This is a genomic window from Streptomyces sp. NPDC053432, from assembly GCF_055585365.1.
This window is the reverse complement of sequence record NZ_JBVJKF010000011.1, coordinates 128,998-145,806: the sequence shown is the minus strand read 5'-3', so window position 1 is coordinate 145,806 and position 16,809 is coordinate 128,998. Positions and strand designations below refer to the sequence as shown.

The window sequence follows — 16,809 nt, the reverse complement described above, 5'->3', positions numbered from 1 at the left end:
GAGTCGGGCGCGGTGCGGGTCCCGCCGGGGCAGGTGGCGGACTGCCCGCCCACCGAACCGCGCGACGGGCGGGCCCTGCGCACACCGCCCACCCCCGCCGCCGCTCAGCGGGCGCCCCGCCGTCGTGCTGCCGGGTCGTGCAGGCCCGGCGGCACGTACCCCGCGTCCTGCGCCGAGAGGGTGGTGCCCGGCGGGACGATCTTGTCGATCTCGTCCAGGACGTCGGAGGGCAGCGGGTTCTCCGCCGCCCCGAGCTGCTCCTCCAGCTGGTACAGCGTGCGCGGGCCGATGATCGGCGCGGTGACCGCCGGGTGGGACAGCACGAAGCCGAGGGCGAGCTCGATCAGGGTGATCCCGGCCTGCTCGGCCAGGACCGCGAGCGCCTCGACGGCCTCCAGTTTGGCCGCGTTCTCCGTGCTGTCGACGTCGAAGCGTCCCGGCTGACGGGCTGCTCGGCTGGATTCCGGCTGCGGCCGCCCGGCTCGGTAGCGCCCCGTCAGCCAGCCGCCCGCGAGCGGGCTCCACGGGATCACCGCCAGGCCGTACCGCTGTGCCACCGGGAGCACCTCGGCCTCGACGCCGCGGGCCAGGATCGAGTAGGGCGGCTGCTCGGACACCACTCGCTCGCGGCCCCGCCGCTCCGCGGTCCACTGCCCCTCGACGATCCGGGACGGCGGGAACGTGGAGGTGCCGAGATACCGGACCTTGCCCTGGCGTACGAGGTCGGAGAGCGCGCCGAGGGTCTCGTCGAAATCCGTGTCGTCCTCCGGACGGTGCACCTGGTAGAGGTCGATGTGGTCGGTCCGCAGCCGCTGGAGGCTGTCCTCGACCGCTCGGAAGATCCACCGTCGCGAGTTGCCGAACCGGTTGACGTCCTCCCCCATGCGGCCGTGGAACTTGGTGGCCAGGAAGACGTCGTCCCGGCGGCCTGCCAGGGCCTGGCCGACGATCTCCTCCGACTCGCCCTGCGAGTACACGTCCGCCGTGTCGATAATGTTGATCCCGGCGTCGAGGGCGCGGTGGATGACGCGCACCCCGTCCTCGTGACTCGGGTTGCCCCGGGCGCCGAAGTTCATCGCGCCGAGTGCGAGCGCGCTCACCTGCACGCCGGTGCGGCCGAAGGGCCGGTACGGGATGGTCATGAGGTTCCTTCCGTGGCGGTGGTCAGCCGTCCGGGCACTGCCCCGGATTCGGCGAGCTGGTCGATGCTCGACGCGTCGCCGGCGGCGCGGTACGCGTCCCACAGCCGGCGGTAAGGGCCGTGGGCCGCGAGCAGTTCGTGATGGCTGCCGGCTTCGGCGACCGCGCCGTCCCGCAGGACGATCACCCGGTCGGCGCGGGCGGCGGTGGTGAGCCGGTGCGCCACGACGAGGGTGGTGCGCCGCCGGGTGAGGGCGGCCGTCGCGGCGGCCACCCGGCGTTCACTGGCCAGGTCGAGGGAGGCGGTGGCCTCGTCCAGCAGCAGGATGTCCGGGTCGACGAGTTCCGCCCGCGCCAGCGCGAGCAGTTGCCGCTGGCCCGCGGAGAGGCCGCGGCCGCGTTCTCCGACCTCGGTCAGATAGCCGGCCGGCAGCCCGGCCACCATCTCGTGAGCGCCGACCGCGCGCGCCGCTGCCTCCACCTCGGCGTCGGTGGCGTCGGGGCGGCCGTAGGCGATGGCGTCCCGCACTGTGCTGCCCAGCAGGTGGGTCTCCTGCGGTACGACTCCCAGCCGGCGCCGGTACCCGGCCGGATCCAGTGCGCGCAGGTCTGTGCCGTCGACCCGCACGGTTCCGGTCGTCGGGTCGTAGAAGCGGGCGACGAGCTTGACGATCGTCGACTTGCCCGCACCGGTCGTACCGACGAGGGCCACCGTCTGCCCGGCGGCGACGCGCAGGGTCACTTCGCGGAGCCGTTCGCGTTCGCCGTCCCGGTAGGCGAAGGACACCCGGTCGAACTCGATCGCACCGCGCAGTTCACGCACGGGCAGGGGGCGCGCGGCGATCGGTGTGCCGACCGGTTCGCGCATCAGGGCACGCAGCCTGCCGAGTCCCACCACCGCCTGCTGGTAGCCGTCGAACGCCTGGGACAGCTGCTGGATCGGCGAGAAGAACAGCTCGACGTAGAGCAGGAATGCGATCAGGGTTCCGGCGGTGAGCCTGCCGTCGCGCACCTGTGCGGCGCCGATCACCAGCACCGTGGCGGTCGCGGCCGTGCTCAGGAACTCGACGAACGGGAAGAATGTCGCCATCAGCCGCTGGGCCCGCAGCCGGGCGTCGTGGAAGGCCCTGGCCAGCTCGGCGAAGTCCCGTGCGTTGTGAGCCTGACGGCCGAACGCCTGGGTGACCCGGATCAGGGCCACGTTCTCCTGCAGGTACGCGTTGACGGCGCTGACCCGCTCCCGTGCTTCGAGGTACGCGGGCAACGACCGCGAGCGGAACGCCATCGTGGCGGCGATCAGGCCCGGCAGTACGACGAGCAGGGTGACGGCGAGCCCGGCATCGATCACGAGCAGGGCGACGAGCACACCGAGGATCGTCAGCAGAGAGACCACGAAGGTCACCAGACCGGTCTGCAGGAACGCCGACAGCGCGTCCACGTCCGTGGTCATCCGGGTCATGATCCGGCCGGCCGGCTCGCGCTCGTAGTAGTCCAGGCCGAGCCGCTGCAACTGGGCGTACGTACGAACCCGCAGGGTGTGCAGCAGGCGCTCGCCCGTGCGGCCGGTCACCCGTACCTGGGCGGTGTTGACCAGCCAGCCGAGCAGCACCACCGCCGCAGCGAGGGCGGCGATCAGCAGCAGCGCCGTCGGCGCGGACCGGGTGACGCCGCTGTCGACCCCGTGCCGGACGAGTACCGGGACGGCGATCTGCGCGAGCGCGTCCGCGCCGACGAGCGCGAGACCGGCGAGCAGCGGCAGACGGAACGGCCGTACCAGGGCCCACAGCCCGAAGCCCGGGTCCCAGGCACGTGCCTGCTCGGGCGTGACCTCCGGATCGGCGTCCACGTGCGGCAACGCGGCCAGCCGCTCCCGGAGTTCCTCGCTGGGAGGGGCGCCGCCGAGCAGACCGGCCCCGTGCCCCGGCCGGCCCGGTCCGGACGTCGCGGCGGCCTGCGCGTAAGCGGCGGCGACCCGCGCGCCGACGTCCCGCCCGGCCTGGGCCGGGTCCGGGCCGCCGCGCCAGAGCTCCTCGGTCACGCCGCGCGGGCGGGGGGCCTGCGCCGCGGACGCCTCGTCCACGCCGAGTTCGCCGGGCTGCCCGTCGGGGGACAGCAGTGACCGGTAGAGCGGACTGCGAGCCTGGAGCTCCCGGGCTGTTCCGATGTCGACGACCCGGCCGCGGTCGAGTACGGCGATCCGGTCGGCCAGCTCCAGCGTCGACGCCCGGTGCGCGATGATCAACGTCGTTCGCTGCCTGGCCAGTTGGCGCAGCCCGGTGTGGATGGCCGCCTCGACCTGGGCATCGATCGCGGAGGTGGCGTCGTCGAGTACCAGTACGGCGGGGTCGTGCAGGATGGCCCGGGCCAGCGCGATCCGCTGGCGCTGCCCGCCGGAGAGCGTGGAGCCCTGCTCGCCGATCACGGTGTCGTAGCCGTCCGGCAGCGCGGTGATGAATCCGTCCGCCTGGGCGAGTTGCGCGGCGTGACGGATCTCCGTGGGCGCGGCGTCCGGGCGGCCGTAGGCGATGTTCGCCCCTATGGTGTCGGACAACAGGTGCGGCTCTTCGAACACGAAGCCGATCCGGGCCCGCAGATCGGCCAGCCGCAGTTCGCGCACGTCGATGCCGCCGACCCGGACCGTCCCGGCGGCCGGGTCGTAGAACCGCGGCAGCAGCGACGCCGCGGTGGACTTGCCGGACCCGGCCGCACCGACCAGTGCCAGTGTCTCCCCCGGTTCGACCCGCAGGGTGAACCCGTCCAGGAGCGGGTCGGCCGTCCGGTCGCGGCCGAACACCACACCGTCCCACTCGACGGCCGGCGTTCCGTCCGGCACGCCGACCGCGTCCGGGGCGTCGGTGATCCCGGGCGACGCGTCGACGATGTCGAGCACCCGTTCCACGCCGGCGCGCGCCTGCTGCCACACGGTGAGCAGCATGGCCACTTGGCGCACGGGCGTCACGAACGATCCCAGGTACACGGTGAACACCACGAAGGTGCCCAGGGAGATGCTGCCGCGCAGTGCAAGCCAGCCGCCCAGCGCGAACACGGCGACCTGTCCCAGAGCGGGTACGGCCTGAAGGGCCGGGTTGTACTTGCTCGTCAGCCGGGCGACGCGGACCCGGGAGGAGAACAGGCTGCGCGACCGCCGCTCCAGCGCGTCCAGTTCGCGCTGCTCCTGCGCGAACCCCTTGACGACGCGGACACCCGCGACCGCCGCCTCCACGGTCACCGCGACCTCTGCGGCTTCCTGCTGCGCATGCCAGTTGGCCGGGAACAGGTCACGGCGGCTGCGGAAGGCGATCAGCCAGAGCACGGGTCCCACGACGAGGGCGACGAGGGTCAGCAGCGGCGACAGCGCCGCCATCAGCGCCACCGACAGGAGGAACATCAGCGCGTTGCCGAACATGTTCGGCAGGAACTGGAGGAGCATCTGTATGAGCGTCACATCGGAGATGGCGCGGCTGACGACCTGCCCCGTGTGCAGATCGTCCTGCTGGCTGCCGCCGAGGCGCAGCAGCGCGGCGAAGGCGTCGTTGCGAAGGTCGTACTGCACGCCGAGCGAAACCCGTCCGGAGCGGTACCGGCGCTGGTAACTCGCCCCGAACCTCAGCCCGCCGATGCCGAGCAGCAGCGCGGCCCAGGGGGTCAGGTCCGCCGCCGAGGCCTCCACCCCGTCCACGACGTGGCGCAGGACGAGCGGCAGTACGGCCGTGGCGACCGCTGCGACCAGCGCGGCGCCGTACGCCCAGGCCAGATCGGCGCGGTAGGCCAGGCAGTACCGGGCCAGCCGGCGTACCCATCCCGGATCGACCGGTCCGCGGGATGCCTGGGACGTACGGTCCGCGGTGCTACAGGAGGTGACGGTCACGCGGACACCTCGACGGCAGGTGACGCCGCGAACGAGTCGGCGGGTCGGGGCAGCCCGTAGTGCTCGCGCAGGGTGGCACCTGTGTAGTCGGTGCGGAACCTCCCGCGTTCCTGCAGGATGGGCACGACCTTGTCCACGAACACCTCCAGCCCGGACGGAAGGACCGGCGGCATGACGTTGAACCCGTCCGCGGCGCCGTTGTCGAACCACTCCTCGATCGCGTCGGCAACCTGGACGGGTGTGCCGGTGAACGTCCGGTGCCCGCGACCGCCGCCGAGGCGGCCGATGAGCTGCCGCACCGTCAGCTTCTCCCGCCGGGCCAGGTCCACGATCAGGGTGTACCGGCTCTTGGAGCCTTCGATCTGGTCCTCGGACGGCAGGTCCTCGGGCAGTCCGGCGTCCAGGTCGAGGGCGTCCGGATCGAGCTTCAGCAGCCGGGCGAGCTGACGCCTGGCGAACTCGGGGCTGATCAGCCGGTCGAGCTCACGGTCCAGCTCCGCCGCCTCGGCCTCGGTGTCGCCGATGACCGGCACGATGCCGGGCAGGATCTTGATCCCGTGCGGATCGCGTCCGTGGGCCGCGGCCCTCTTCTTCAGGTCGGCGTAGAACGCCTGGGCCTCCTGGAGGGTCTGCTGCGCCGTGAAGACCGCTTCCGCCCAACGGGCGGCGAAGGCCCTGCCGTTCTGGGACGAACCGGCCTGCACCAACAGGGGGTGGCCCTGCGGTGAGCGGGGGACGTTCAGCGGGCCGTCGACGCGGAAGAACCGCCCGGCGTGGCCGATCTTGCGGACCCTCGCGGTGTCGGCGTGGACGCCGGCGCCCTTGTCGGCCACGATCGCATCGTCGGCCCAGCTGTCCCAGAGCCGGGTGGAGACTTCGAGGAACTCGCCGGCGCGTTCGTACCGCTCCTTGTGCAAAGGCGTGTCGTCCAGGCCGAAGTTGCGGGCCGCGTCGGCGCCGGCGGTCGTGACGATGTTCCATCCGGCCCGGCCGCCGGACACGTGGTCGAGGGAAGCGAACCGGCGGGCCAGGTTGTACGGCTCGTTGTAGGAGGTCGAAGCGGTCGCGATCAGGCCGATGCGCTCGGTCACCCCGGCGAGCGCCGTCAGGAGCACCGTCGGCTCGAGCTGTCCGGCCGGCCTGCGCCCCGGGTCGCCGTGCTGGCCCGGACTGTCGGCGAGGAACAGCGAGTCGAGCTTGCCCCGCTCGGCGATGCGGGCCAGGTTCTGGTAATGCGCCACGTCCCAGCCGGCGTACGGGTCCGACTCCGGCAGCCGCCAGGCGGCCTCGTGGTGGCCGACTCCCATCAGGAAGGCGTTGAGATGGAGTTGTCCGGCTCGCTTGCTCATGGCTGTTCCTTCGTACGGTGGGCGGGCAGGACGCCCAGGGCGCCCAGCAGGGTGGTGCGGTAGTGCTGGAAGCGGGGGTCACCGGGGTCGCGTCCGGCGGGCAGGTCGATGCGCAGGTCCTGGACGAAGTCCCCGTCGTCGAGGACGAGCACCCGGTCGGCGAGGGTCACCGCCTCGTCCACGTCGTGGGTCACGAGCAGCACGGCGGGCCGGTGCGTCTCGTACAGGCGGCGCAACAGCCGGTGCATCCGGATCCGGGTCAGCGCGTCCAGGGAGCCGAAGGGTTCGTCGGCGAGCAACAGGTCCGGTGCGCTCACCAGCGACCGGGCGAGCGCGGCCCGCTGCTGCTCGCCGCCGGACAGCTCGTGCGGCCAGGCCGATTCCCGCTGGGCGAGGCTGACTTCGTCCAGGGCGGCGCGTCCGCGTTCCCGGGCGTCCTTCCCGGGCAGACCGAGGACGACGTTGTCGAGGATCCTCAGCCACGGCAGCAGCCGGGAGTCCTGGAACACCAGCGACACCCGGGCCGGCACCAGGATCTCCCCCGAGCCGACCGCGTCGTGGTCGAGACCGGCGACCGCGCGCAGCAGTGTGCTCTTGCCCGATCCGCTGCGTCCCAGCAGCGCCGTGAACTCGCCCTGCCCGAGTGTCAGGCTGACGGCGTCGAGCACACGACGGTCCCCGAAGGACCGGGTCAGGCCGGTGATCCGGACGGCGGCGGAATCCACGGCCGCGGCCGCCGCGGCGCCGCTCAGGCGGTGATCGTACGACGCCACGACAGCACCCTCCCCTCCACCAGGCGGACGAGACCGTCGGAGGCGAACCCGAAGGTGCCGTACAGCACCAGGCCGACGAGGATGATCCCGGACTGCGCGTACTGCTGGGCCTGGAACATCATGTAGCCGATTCCCGATGTGGCGTTGATCTGCTCAACCACGATCAGGCCGAGCCAGGCCGCGGTTACGGCCAGTCGCAGGCCGGTGAAGAAGCCGGGCAGCGCGGCGGGCAGCACGACCCTGCGCAGGAACTGCGGGCGGGAGAGCCGTTGTGCCTCGGCGAGTTCCACGTAACGCGCGTCGATGGAGACCAGTGCCGCGTGCGTGTTGATGTAGACGCTCACCAGCACCCCGAGTGCGATGACGACGACCTTCATCGTCTCGCCGATGCCGAGCCACAGGATCAGCAGGGGAAGCAGGGCGAGGTTGGGGATGGAGCGCTTGACCTGCAGAGTGCCGTCCACGAAGGCGTCACCGATGCGGGACAGCCCGGACGCGAGCGCCAGCACGACGCCCGCCGCGACCCCGATGAGCAGGCCCAGGAGCGCACGGGTCAGCGAGGTCTGCACGCTGTCCTGCAACCGTCCGCTGGTCCACAGTTCCCGGGCGGAGGTCAGGACCGACGAGGGCGACGACAGCTTGCGGGGGTCCAGCCATCCGGCTGCCGAGGCCGCCCACCAGACCACGACGACCAGCAGCGGGCCGAGGAGCCGGCCGAACGGGATCTGCTTGCCTCGCCCGAGGCGTCGCCGGCGCGCGGGGACCAGGCCGCCGGCTTCCGGGTCCGGCCCCGGCGGCGGTGGTGCGGTGGCCGCGGGGGCCTTCCGGGGCCCTTCGGTGACGGTGGCCGGGCCTCCGCCCGCAGGGACGGAGATGTCAACGTTCATCGGGGCTCCTGGATCCGGGGGTGAGCGGGCGGAACGTGCTGGAATGGAAGACGAGGGGTTCCACGGCCTGGTCGAGGCGCAGGTCATGGACGCGGAGTACGACGATGTCGTGGTCCCCGGCGCGGACCTCGTTCTCGACGGAACACTCGAACCAGGCACCCGCGCCCTCCAGCAGGACCGCGCCGTCCCGGGTCGTCCGCCACGCGGCCCCGTCGAACCGCTCGTCACTCGGACCGGCGAGCCGCCGGCAGAGCGGCCCCTGCTGCGCGCCGAGCACGCTGACGCCCAGGCGCCCGGCGCGGCGCAGCACCGGCCACGTGCTCGATGTGCGCGCCATGCATACGGAGACGAGCGGCGGTGCGAGGGACACCGTCGTGAAGGAACTGGCCGCCAGCCCGACCGGCGCCCCGTCGATCAGGGCGGCGATCGCGGTGACGCCGGTGGGGAACGCGCCGTACACGGCTCGCAGGGATGTGGTGTCGTGCAGCACTGCGGTCATGCCGGAGCCTCCGTCGGGTGGGCGGCGGACAGCCGCCGGCTGCCGCTGGTGGGCGATGCCGGACCGGTTGGGCCGGGCTCTTTCAGCAGGGGGAGCAGTCCGTCGCCGACCCGGGCGATCTCCTGCTTGTACGGGGTGTCCGAGAGCACGAAGTGGGTCACGCCCAGCGTCCGGTACCTCCCCAGGGCGTCGGCGACCTCCTGCGCGGAGCCGACCAGCCATGTCGTACCGGCACCGCCGCCCCCGTAGCGGCCCGGAGCCGTGTACAGGCACGTGTCCAGGACGTCGCCCCGTGCCGCCAGGTCGAGGAGGCGCTGCTGACCGACGGCCGTGTGGCGCCGGAACGCTTCCCGGGCACGGGGGCCCTGCCGCGCCATGTGGGCGACCTTCTCCTCCGCCGCGCGCCACGCCTCTTCCGTGGTGTCCCGGACGACGGTCGTGATGCGCAGCCCGAACTCCAGCGGCCGGTGTCTGCGCCCGACCGTCTCGGAGAGCGCACGCAGCCGGTCGATCCGCCCGGCGATCCCGTCCAGCGGCTCGCCCCAGAACAGCTGGACGTCGGCCTCCTGCGCGGCGACCCGCTCGGCGGCCGCGCTCGCGCCGCCGAAGTACAGCCGGGGGTGGAGGCCTTGTTCGGCGCCCCAAGGGCGCGGCCGGACCCTGGAGTTGTCCACCCGGTAGTGCTCGCCGCGGAACGTCACCTCCTCCTCGTGCCACAGGCGGCGGACCAGCAGGAGGAACTCGAGCGTGCGCTCGTAGCGGCGCGACTGGTCGAACTCGCCGTCGCCGTACGACGCGGCGTCGTCCAGTCCGCTGACGATGTTGACCAGGACCCGCCCCTGGCTGAGGCGGTCGAGCGTGGCCGAGGCCGAGGCGAAGTTCGCGGGATGCCAGTAGCCGGGCCGGATCGCGATGAGCGGCTTGAACGTCGTCGTGCGGGCGGCGAGGGAGGCCGCGACGGTGAAGGTGTCCGGTCGCCCCCAGCCGGTGCCCAGCAGGGCCCCGGCCCAGCCGTGGTGCTCGACCGCCCGCGCCAGCTCCGTAGAGTGGTCGAGCGTGTCCCAGCCGTCGGGGGTGTCGTCGCCGCGGTGACCGGGTTCGACCGTGTTCGGGATGTACCAGAGGTACTCGCCCATCTCAGGCCTGCCCGCGGTACTCGGCGGACGCGGCCTGCGCGGCGACGCGCTCGAACCGCCGGTCGAACAGCACGCTGACGTCGAATCCCTTGACGAAGCCCGCCCCGGACATGAGATCGGCGACCGACTGCTCCCAGGCGATGGAGGAGTCCCAGTCCTCCGGGTACAGCGGCTTCTTGCGTGACGTGATGATCCGTTCGCCGTCCTCCTTGGCGACGCCCTGGTCCTTGACGTAGTAGGAGTCGACCCACTTCTCGGGGTTCTCCCAGGCCCAGTTGTTGCCCTTGACCCAGATGGGGATGAACGCCTGGATCGCGGCCGCCTTCCGGTCGTCGGCGAGCACCGACGTGGGTGCCCACAGCAGGCTCAGCAGGTCCTGGACCTCGGTGGGCAGGGTCCGCGCGCCGTCCTTCTCGTACTGGCTCAGGTACTTCGTCAGCGACGGCTCGGTCAGCGGGGCGAGGTCGACCTGCTTTCCCTGGAGAGCGGTCAGGAACTGGGAACTCGGCAGCGGCACCAGGGTCACGTCCTTGTGGGAGATCCCGTTCTCCTTCAGCCACTTCAGGATGGTGACGCCCTGCGCCTGCCCTTGCGAGAAGGCGATCTTCTTGCCGACGACGTCCTTCACCGTCGTGATGTCGCTGCCCGGGCGGGTGGTCGGGATGTAGTTGACCGCCGTGTTGTGCGAGATGGCGACGATCTTGGCGTCGACGCCGATGTCGTGCGCCTGGATCGGCGGCATCCCGGCGTTGGCGGCCAGATCGACCGCTCCCGCACGGAATCCTTGAATGGTTTCCGGCCCGCCGTTGAGCCGGACCCATTCGACGGAGAAGGGCAGCGGGCCGAGCGACGGCTCGGCGGCCAGCTGGACCTGCGCCGTGCTCACTCCGATGCGGAGGGTGGTGCTCTTGTCGGGGGACAGGGTCGGGAGCGCGCCGCGCGTCGTGGGATCGGACTGATCGGAGGAGGCGCAGCCCGCGAGCGTCAGCAGCGCGCCGCTGCCCAGGGCGATGAATCCTCGGCGGTTCAACGGTCTTGAGAGGTATGCAGACATGGCGGTACCGGGGGACCTTTGCTTGTTCGGCGCGATGACGGATGCGCGCTCTGGCGGTGTCGCCGCCGACGCCGTGCGGTGGAGGGAACCGCGTACGGCGCCGACGGCCTGTCTTCGGCCGTGTCAGGAGGCGACGGCGACCCGGTGCTCGGCGGTGAAGGGGCGTCCCGCGACGAGCTCGGACTTCTGCCCGTCCGGTCCCACGGGGACGTCGCCGATCAGGGTGACCCGGTGCAGCCGGCGCTCGACGTCCAGGTGTTCCAGGTCGCGCGGGGCGAGGTGCGCGGTGGCCCGGTTGTCCCAGTACGCCACGTGTCCGGGCTCCCAGCGGAAGCGCACCGTGTACTCGGGCCGGGTGATCTCGGCATACAGCAGGTCCAGGATGCGCCTGCTCTCGGCGGCGGTGACGCCCACGATGTGGCTGGTGAAACCGGGGTTGACGAACAGCGCCCGCTCCCCGGTCTCGGGATGCACCCGCACCACGGGGTGCACGGACACGAGCAGGTTGTCGTTGATCCGGCGGGCGTACTCGCCGTCCTCGGCCACCGGCCGGCTGCCGCCGTACCGGTGCTCGGCGCGGAGCGTGTCCACGAACGCCCGGACCGGGGCGGAAAGTCCCTCGTACGCGGCGACGAGGTTGGTCCACTGCGTGTCGCCGCCGACCGCCGGAACGGTCTCGGCGCGCAGGATGGAACCGGCGGGCGGATTCACCGCGGCGGTGACGTCGGTGTGCCAGCCGTCGAAGTAGCTGTACTGGCGCTTGCGGTACTCGTCCCGGAAGTTCTTCCCGTAGCGCTCCTCGAAGCGGCGCGGATCGATGGTGAAGATCTCCGGGTGGTCCTCCGGCGGGGCGTCGTCGTGCGGGTGGGCGTAGGTGAGCTCGCCGAAGTGGCGGGCGAACGCGATGTGTGAGGAATGGTCGAGCCGCTGCCCCCGGAAGAAGACGACCTTGTGGCGGTGGAGGGCCTGCCTGATCCCCTCGACGGTCTCGGCGGACAGCGGCCGGGCGAGGTCCACGCCGTCGATGTCGGCGCCGATGTGACCGGCGACGGGGCGGACGGAGAGCGTGCTCATGGGCGGTTCCTTTCGGGCATGGCGGATACGGTGCCGACGGCCGTGATGGCGTCGGGGCGCGCGGATTTCACCTGAGGGGCGCGTGCCCAAAGGTGTGGAAGACGCCGGGCCGGAGGTCGATCCGGTGCCGGGCCGGAGTCCGGGGGAAGAAGTGCGCGGCGGTCAACGCCGCAGTGCGGCCGCGCGGGGGCGCGTCGGCGGAATGCCGGTCAGCGGGCGCGACAGCCCAGTCCGGCGAAGTGGTGCACGCGGAAGGCGTTCACGGGGTGCCGGCCTGCGGCTGCCCGGATCGTGGCCCTCTGCTGTGCGTCCATGCGAGGAGTCTGCCGCCACGCTGCCGGTACGGACAACGTTTTGTCTCGGTGCGGAAGAATCCCCGCCCGCCCGTCTGCGCTCATCGGGCACTGCCGGTGGTGCGCAGTCCCAACGGGTCCCGGTAGACGGCCGCGAGCACCGGCGCGGTCGCTGCCACCGCCAGCGTGTCCGTACCGAAGGAGCCCGAACGCACCTGGCCGCCGTCGCTCTCCAGCTCGTGGACCAACTCGTCCAGCAGTTGCGGGAGACGGAGGGCGGCGGACTCGGTCAGCACCAGGGCGTCCGGACTGATGAGGTCCAGCAACGGCCTCACCGCGTGCGCGATGAGCCGCAGCCGGGCGCGGCACAGGTCCATCGCGCGGCCGTCGCCCGCCAGAGCGGCGCCTACGAGCAGTCGCAGGTCGGGATGCGGGATGATGCCCGCCGCGACGGCGCGCTGGGCGACGGCCCGGTCGGAAACGGTGGCCTGCAGGCAGCCGGTACGACCGCACGGGCAGGGTTCGGTCGAGCCCGGAACGGGCAGGTGGGCGATGCCCCCGGCGCCGTATCGGCGGCCCCGGAGCAGGACGCCGCCGGTGGCGATCGCCGCGTCCACGGCGTTGCCCACGAACAGGTGCACCAGGTCACCGCCGCGGACCTCGCCGAACAGCAGTTCCGCGTGGGCCAACGCCCGTGCGTGGCCTTCCACATGGACCGGCAGGCCCACCGCCCGTTGCAGCGTGTGCCGCAGCGGGATGTCACGCCAGCCGAGGGCGGAGTTCTCGACGAGGACCCCGGCGTCCGGGTCGACCCAGCCGCCGGTGACCACACCCAGTCCGAGCACCGAGCGCCCGCCGGCGTGCCGGCGCAGAAAGCCGGGCAGCCGGGCGGCGACGTCGTGGAGGACGGCGCCGTGCTGCGGCTGCCTGGGCACATGCTCGTGCGCGATGACGCCACCGCGCAGATCGGTGAGCGAGAAGGTGAGCCGCGGTACCGCGATGTGCACGCCCACCGCGACGTGATGCGAGGTCTCTATGTCAAGCGGGATGCGGGGGCGGCCCGGCCGAGGCCGCCGCGAGGGCTCGGGCGGTTCCCAGACCAGCCCCATCGCGAGCAGTTCCGCCGCGTGCCGCGACACGGCGGCCGCGCTGAGCCCCGTCTTACCGATGATCGCGGTGCGCGCCAGCGGGCCCCCGTGCAGTACGGCCCGGAGGACGACGGTCGCACCGTCGGGCTGGTCGGAGGCGGTCTGCCCGCCCGGCGTCGCGATGAGCGCTGGTCGCATCGATGATCCTCGGTCCGGGGGCGGTCACACGGCGGCACGGCGGCCCCGGGAAGCGGGGGCTACCGGCGCTGGGGACAGTTCGACAAGCTCATGCCCCGATGCTCGCAAGCCCATGGAGGCCGGTCAACGATCCGGCGTTACGGGGCAATGACGGTTGTGCGAAGCCGCCGGCCGACCCCTCCTGGGGTCGGCCATTCCCGCTGAACCGCAGGTCGGAGCCGCCCCACTGCCGCGGCGCAGCAAGCCGCCGTACGCCTTCCGGCGCGACCCGGTGTCGGCGCCGCGCCGGGTCCGCCGCAGCGAGGAGTGGGCCAGCCGGCCCGCGGCGGCGCCGACCGCGTACCAGGCCAGGTCGGGGGCGTTGAAGGTGGAGCCGAGCACGAGACGGGCGAGGGTGCTGCGCCGGGAGAGCTCCCCGGGCACCGGACCGAGCTGGAGCAACTCGACCGTCCAGCTGGCGGCGAGCGCTGTCGCGGCGGCCCGCGCGGGCGACAGACGGGGGGCGGCCGCGACGACGAGCGTCAGGAGCAGGACGGTGTACAGCGCGTCCCCGCCGTACTTGGCCACGTCCACCGCCGCCGTCGCCCTCAGCGTCAGGCCCGCGCCGACGGTCAGTGCGGCGGCGGCCACCGCCGCCGCGCGGGCGCGGCCCGGCCGGGCGAGGGAACGCTCCGGTGCGGCGGGGTCCGGGGCGCGCTCGGTGTTCGCGGGTGCGGAGGCCATCCGGCAATGGTGCCTGGTGCCGGATGCGCGGTCAGGGCCTGGGTGTTTTCCCCCGTGCCGCGGCCCGGGATGAGTACGTGCTCCGAGTACGGCTACTCACGCGGTCCGGGGCGGCCGGCGAAGACGATGGGAGCCGCACCGCCGGACCGGGAGGGGACCCGTTTCATGCTCAGCACCATCGCCGACACGCTGCTGCCCGCCTTCGGGCGGCTGTCGGTGACCTGCGACACCGATACCGGGGCGGCGTTCCGGCCCGGCAGCATCATCGCCGCGAACCACACGTCACTCGCCGATCCCGCCGTCGTGCTGGCCGCCCTGCGGAGGCTGGGCGTCGAGCCGGTGGTGATGGCGGCCGCCGGGCTGTGGCGGGTGCCCGTACTCGGGCAGGCGCTGGCGCGCGGCGGGCACATCCCCGTCTTCCGCGGGGACCGGCGGGCCGCGGCGGCACTCGACACGGCCGCGGAAGCCCTCGGACGGGGCCGACTGGTGCTCATCTACGCGGAAGGCGGACTGCCGCGGCGTGCCGACGCGGCCGAAGCCGCCCCCGAAGCCTTCCGCAGCGGGCTCGCCCGCCTCTCCGAGCGGACCGGCGCGCAGGTCGTCCCGGTCGGCCAGGCCGGTGCGCGTCGCATCACGTCCGGAAGCGTGGCCAAGCAGCTCGCGGGGGTGGCCACCGCACCGCTGCGGCGCCCCGGTCTGCACGTGCACGTGGGCGCACCGGTCCACCTGACCGGCGACCACCAGGAACGCACGGCCCGCGCCCGCACCGCGGTGACCCGTGCGTGGCGGACCGCGGCCGCGCACCTGAACGAACCGGCCGCACTGCGCGGCTGATCCGTCAGGCTTCGGGCGGCGACAACCTGGCAGGTCTCACCAGGGGATCGGCCCGTCCTCGGCCAGGAAGGTGCCCGTCGGGCCGTCCTCGCCCGCCGTCGCCAGGGCGACCGCGACGGCCGCGCCTTCCTCCGGCGTACGTATCCCGGAGTGGCGGTTGAGGTCGGTCGCGCAGTAGCCGGGACTCACCGCGTTGACCAGGATCCCTTCGGCGCGCAGTTCATTGGCGTAGAGCACCGTGACCGCGTTCAGCGCGCTCTTCGAGGTGCAGTAGGGAAGGAGGACCGAGTAGTAGGCGGACCACGGGCTGCCCGGGTCGGCAAAGTGGGTGAGGGAGCCGAGTTCGCTGGACATGTTGACGATCCGCCCCGCGTCGGAGCGGCGGAGCAGGGGGAGCATGGCGTGGGTCACCGCGACGACGCCGAACACGTTGGTCTCGTAGACCTGTCGGACGGTCGCGGCGGGGGTTTCACTCGGCTTCTGCGGCCCGGCGGCGATCGCGGCGTTGTTGACGAGGATGTCGAGGCGGCCGAACGTGGCTTCGATGTGCTTCGCCGCGGCCTGGACCGAGATCTCGTCGGTGACGTCCAGCGGTACGAACCGTACGTCGGCGCCGTGGGCGCCGTTGGCGCCGTCGGTGCGAAGCTCCTCGGCCGCCGCCTCGCCACGCTCGGCGTCGCGAGCGCCGATCAGCACGGTGATGCCGAGAGCCGCGAGCCTGCGCGCCGTTTCCTTGCCGATGCCCTTGTTCGCACCGGTGATCAGAGCAGTTTTCTGCGAAGTCGTCATGGCGTCCAGCCTCGCCTCACCCACGGGTGGCAGGGAAAGACCAGCAGACTCTGGATCTATAGTCCACGGATATGAATGAGCTGGAGGTGCGCGAGCTGCGGTACTTCATCGCGGTCGCCGAGGAACTGAACTTCAGCCGGGCCGCGCAACGCCTGGCGATCGCGCAGCCCCCGCTGTCGAAGGCGATCGCTCAGATGGAGTCCCGTCTCGGAGTACGCCTCTTGGAGCGCACCACCCGGCAGGTGAGGCTGACCGAAGCCGGCCAAGTGCTGCTCGATCAGGCCCGGATCGCCGTCGACGCGGTGCACGCGGCGGTACGGCGGACACGCCGGGCCGGTCAGCCGGCACCCCGGCTCGTCGTGGCGGTCAAGCCGGGAGGCGATGCCGGGCTGCTGAGGGAGATCCTCGCCGCCTACCGGGGGACGGGTTCGCACCTGCCGCCGCCCGAAGTCGTCGTCGGCGGCAGCGGAGAGCCGATCGCCATGCTGCGGGACGGCCGTGCCGACGTAGCGCTGCTGCGCAGCCCGTTCGACGGTCAAGGGCTCGATTCCCAGACGCTCGTGGTCGAGCCGCGCCTGGCCGTCCTCCCCGCCGCGCACCCTCTGACCGCACGCCCGCGACTGCGGCTGACCGACCTCATGGGCGAACCGATCCCGCGCTGGAAGGGGGCCGCGCCCTCCGCCACCGCCTACTACACCGGATGCGACGGAGCCGAAGCCGGCGATGGCCTCACCGGCTCGGCGCCGGCCGACCCTCCCGAGGGGCCGCTCGTGGCCAGCGTCGAGCAACTCCTGGAGGTGGTCGCGCTGGGCCAGGCGGTGGCGTTCCTGGCGCTCTCCACCACCGCGCGGCACCAGCGCCCGGACATCGCATACCGGCCGGTCACCGGCCTCAGTCCCAGCGCGGTCATGGTCGCCTGGCCGGAGACCTCGCGATCCGCAGCCGTCGCCGCCTTCGTCCGAGCCGCCCACGACGTCGCCGCCCGCCAGCCCGACCACATGACGGCACTGGCCCACTGACGTCCGCGCCTCGGCATGGGCCGTACGGCGGCCGGAGGTCGGAGGCCTGAGTCGGCACGGGCGAGGGCCGCCCGGCGGAGGCTCG

The 16,809-nt window shown here is 72.6% G+C and carries 14 protein-coding genes; 2 read left to right on the top strand and 12 right to left on the bottom strand.

Annotated features, from left to right (window positions below; all coding sequences use genetic code 11):
- Positions 1-104: 104 nt before the first annotated feature.
- The 11 genes from ACZ6Y1_RS19915 to ACZ6Y1_RS19865 all read right to left on the bottom strand — a co-directional run bounded on the left by ACZ6Y1_RS19915 (position 105) and on the right by ACZ6Y1_RS19865 (position 14,082).
- Positions 105-1,142 (bottom strand): aldo/keto reductase, encoded by a 1,038-nt coding sequence (locus ACZ6Y1_RS19915; protein WP_469631080.1) that lies wholly within the window; start codon positions 1,140-1,142, stop codon positions 105-107.
- Positions 1,139-5,008: an ABC transporter ATP-binding protein gene (locus ACZ6Y1_RS19910; RefSeq protein ID WP_469631077.1), complete on the bottom strand. Its 3,870-nt coding sequence runs from the start codon at positions 5,006-5,008 to the stop codon at positions 1,139-1,141. Before ACZ6Y1_RS19910 ends, ACZ6Y1_RS19915 begins: the two co-directional genes overlap by 4 nt.
- A complete protein-coding gene (locus ACZ6Y1_RS19905) occupies positions 5,005-6,357 on the bottom strand; it encodes an LLM class flavin-dependent oxidoreductase (protein ID WP_469631074.1) in 1,353 nt (450 codons plus the stop codon). The genes ACZ6Y1_RS19910 and ACZ6Y1_RS19905 overlap by 4 nt, the downstream gene beginning before the upstream one ends.
- Positions 6,354-7,130, bottom strand: coding sequence for an ABC transporter ATP-binding protein (locus tag ACZ6Y1_RS19900; protein ID WP_469631071.1), 777 nt, complete (start codon positions 7,128-7,130; stop codon positions 6,354-6,356). The genes ACZ6Y1_RS19905 and ACZ6Y1_RS19900 overlap by 4 nt, the downstream gene beginning before the upstream one ends.
- Positions 7,106-8,017 (bottom strand): ABC transporter permease, encoded by a 912-nt coding sequence (locus ACZ6Y1_RS19895; protein ID WP_469631069.1) that lies wholly within the window; start codon positions 8,015-8,017, stop codon positions 7,106-7,108. Before ACZ6Y1_RS19895 ends, ACZ6Y1_RS19900 begins: the two co-directional genes overlap by 25 nt.
- Positions 8,007-8,516, bottom strand: a complete 510-nt coding sequence (locus tag ACZ6Y1_RS19890) for a flavin reductase family protein (RefSeq protein ID WP_469631065.1) — start codon at positions 8,514-8,516, stop codon at positions 8,007-8,009. The genes ACZ6Y1_RS19895 and ACZ6Y1_RS19890 overlap by 11 nt, the downstream gene beginning before the upstream one ends.
- Complete coding sequence (locus ACZ6Y1_RS19885; RefSeq protein ID WP_469631062.1) at positions 8,513-9,652, bottom strand: LLM class flavin-dependent oxidoreductase; 1,140 nt, start codon at positions 9,650-9,652, stop codon at positions 8,513-8,515. Before ACZ6Y1_RS19885 ends, ACZ6Y1_RS19890 begins: the two co-directional genes overlap by 4 nt.
- A 1-nt stretch (position 9,653) precedes the next feature.
- On the bottom strand, positions 9,654-10,682 hold the full coding sequence (locus tag ACZ6Y1_RS19880; protein ID WP_469631059.1) for an ABC transporter substrate-binding protein: 1,029 nt from the start codon (positions 10,680-10,682) through the stop codon (positions 9,654-9,656).
- 147 nt (positions 10,683-10,829) lie between these two features.
- Complete coding sequence (locus ACZ6Y1_RS19875; RefSeq protein ID WP_469631055.1) at positions 10,830-11,780, bottom strand: TauD/TfdA dioxygenase family protein; 951 nt, start codon at positions 11,778-11,780, stop codon at positions 10,830-10,832.
- Between the two features lie 394 nt (positions 11,781-12,174).
- Positions 12,175-13,359, bottom strand: a complete 1,185-nt coding sequence (locus tag ACZ6Y1_RS19870) for an ROK family protein (RefSeq protein ID WP_469631052.1) — start codon at positions 13,357-13,359, stop codon at positions 12,175-12,177.
- 123 nt (positions 13,360-13,482) lie between these two features.
- Positions 13,483-14,082: a ribosomal maturation YjgA family protein gene (locus ACZ6Y1_RS19865; RefSeq protein ID WP_469631049.1), complete on the bottom strand. Its 600-nt coding sequence runs from the start codon at positions 14,080-14,082 to the stop codon at positions 13,483-13,485.
- Positions 14,083-14,247: 165 nt separating this feature from the next.
- Here ACZ6Y1_RS19865 and ACZ6Y1_RS19860 point away from each other — a divergent pair, with 165 nt between their 5' ends.
- On the top strand, positions 14,248-14,916 hold the full coding sequence (locus ACZ6Y1_RS19860) for a lysophospholipid acyltransferase family protein (RefSeq protein WP_469631046.1): 669 nt from the start codon (positions 14,248-14,250) through the stop codon (positions 14,914-14,916).
- Between the two features lie 36 nt (positions 14,917-14,952).
- Here the strand turns inward: ACZ6Y1_RS19860 and ACZ6Y1_RS19855 are convergent, their stop codons facing one another.
- On the bottom strand, positions 14,953-15,705 hold the full coding sequence (locus tag ACZ6Y1_RS19855; RefSeq protein WP_469631042.1) for an SDR family oxidoreductase: 753 nt from the start codon (positions 15,703-15,705) through the stop codon (positions 14,953-14,955).
- A 71-nt stretch (positions 15,706-15,776) separates the two neighbouring features.
- Between ACZ6Y1_RS19855 and ACZ6Y1_RS19850 the strand changes: the two genes are divergently transcribed.
- Positions 15,777-16,724: a LysR family transcriptional regulator gene (locus ACZ6Y1_RS19850; protein ID WP_469631039.1), complete on the top strand. Its 948-nt coding sequence runs from the start codon at positions 15,777-15,779 to the stop codon at positions 16,722-16,724.
- Positions 16,725-16,809: the final 85 nt, after the last annotated feature.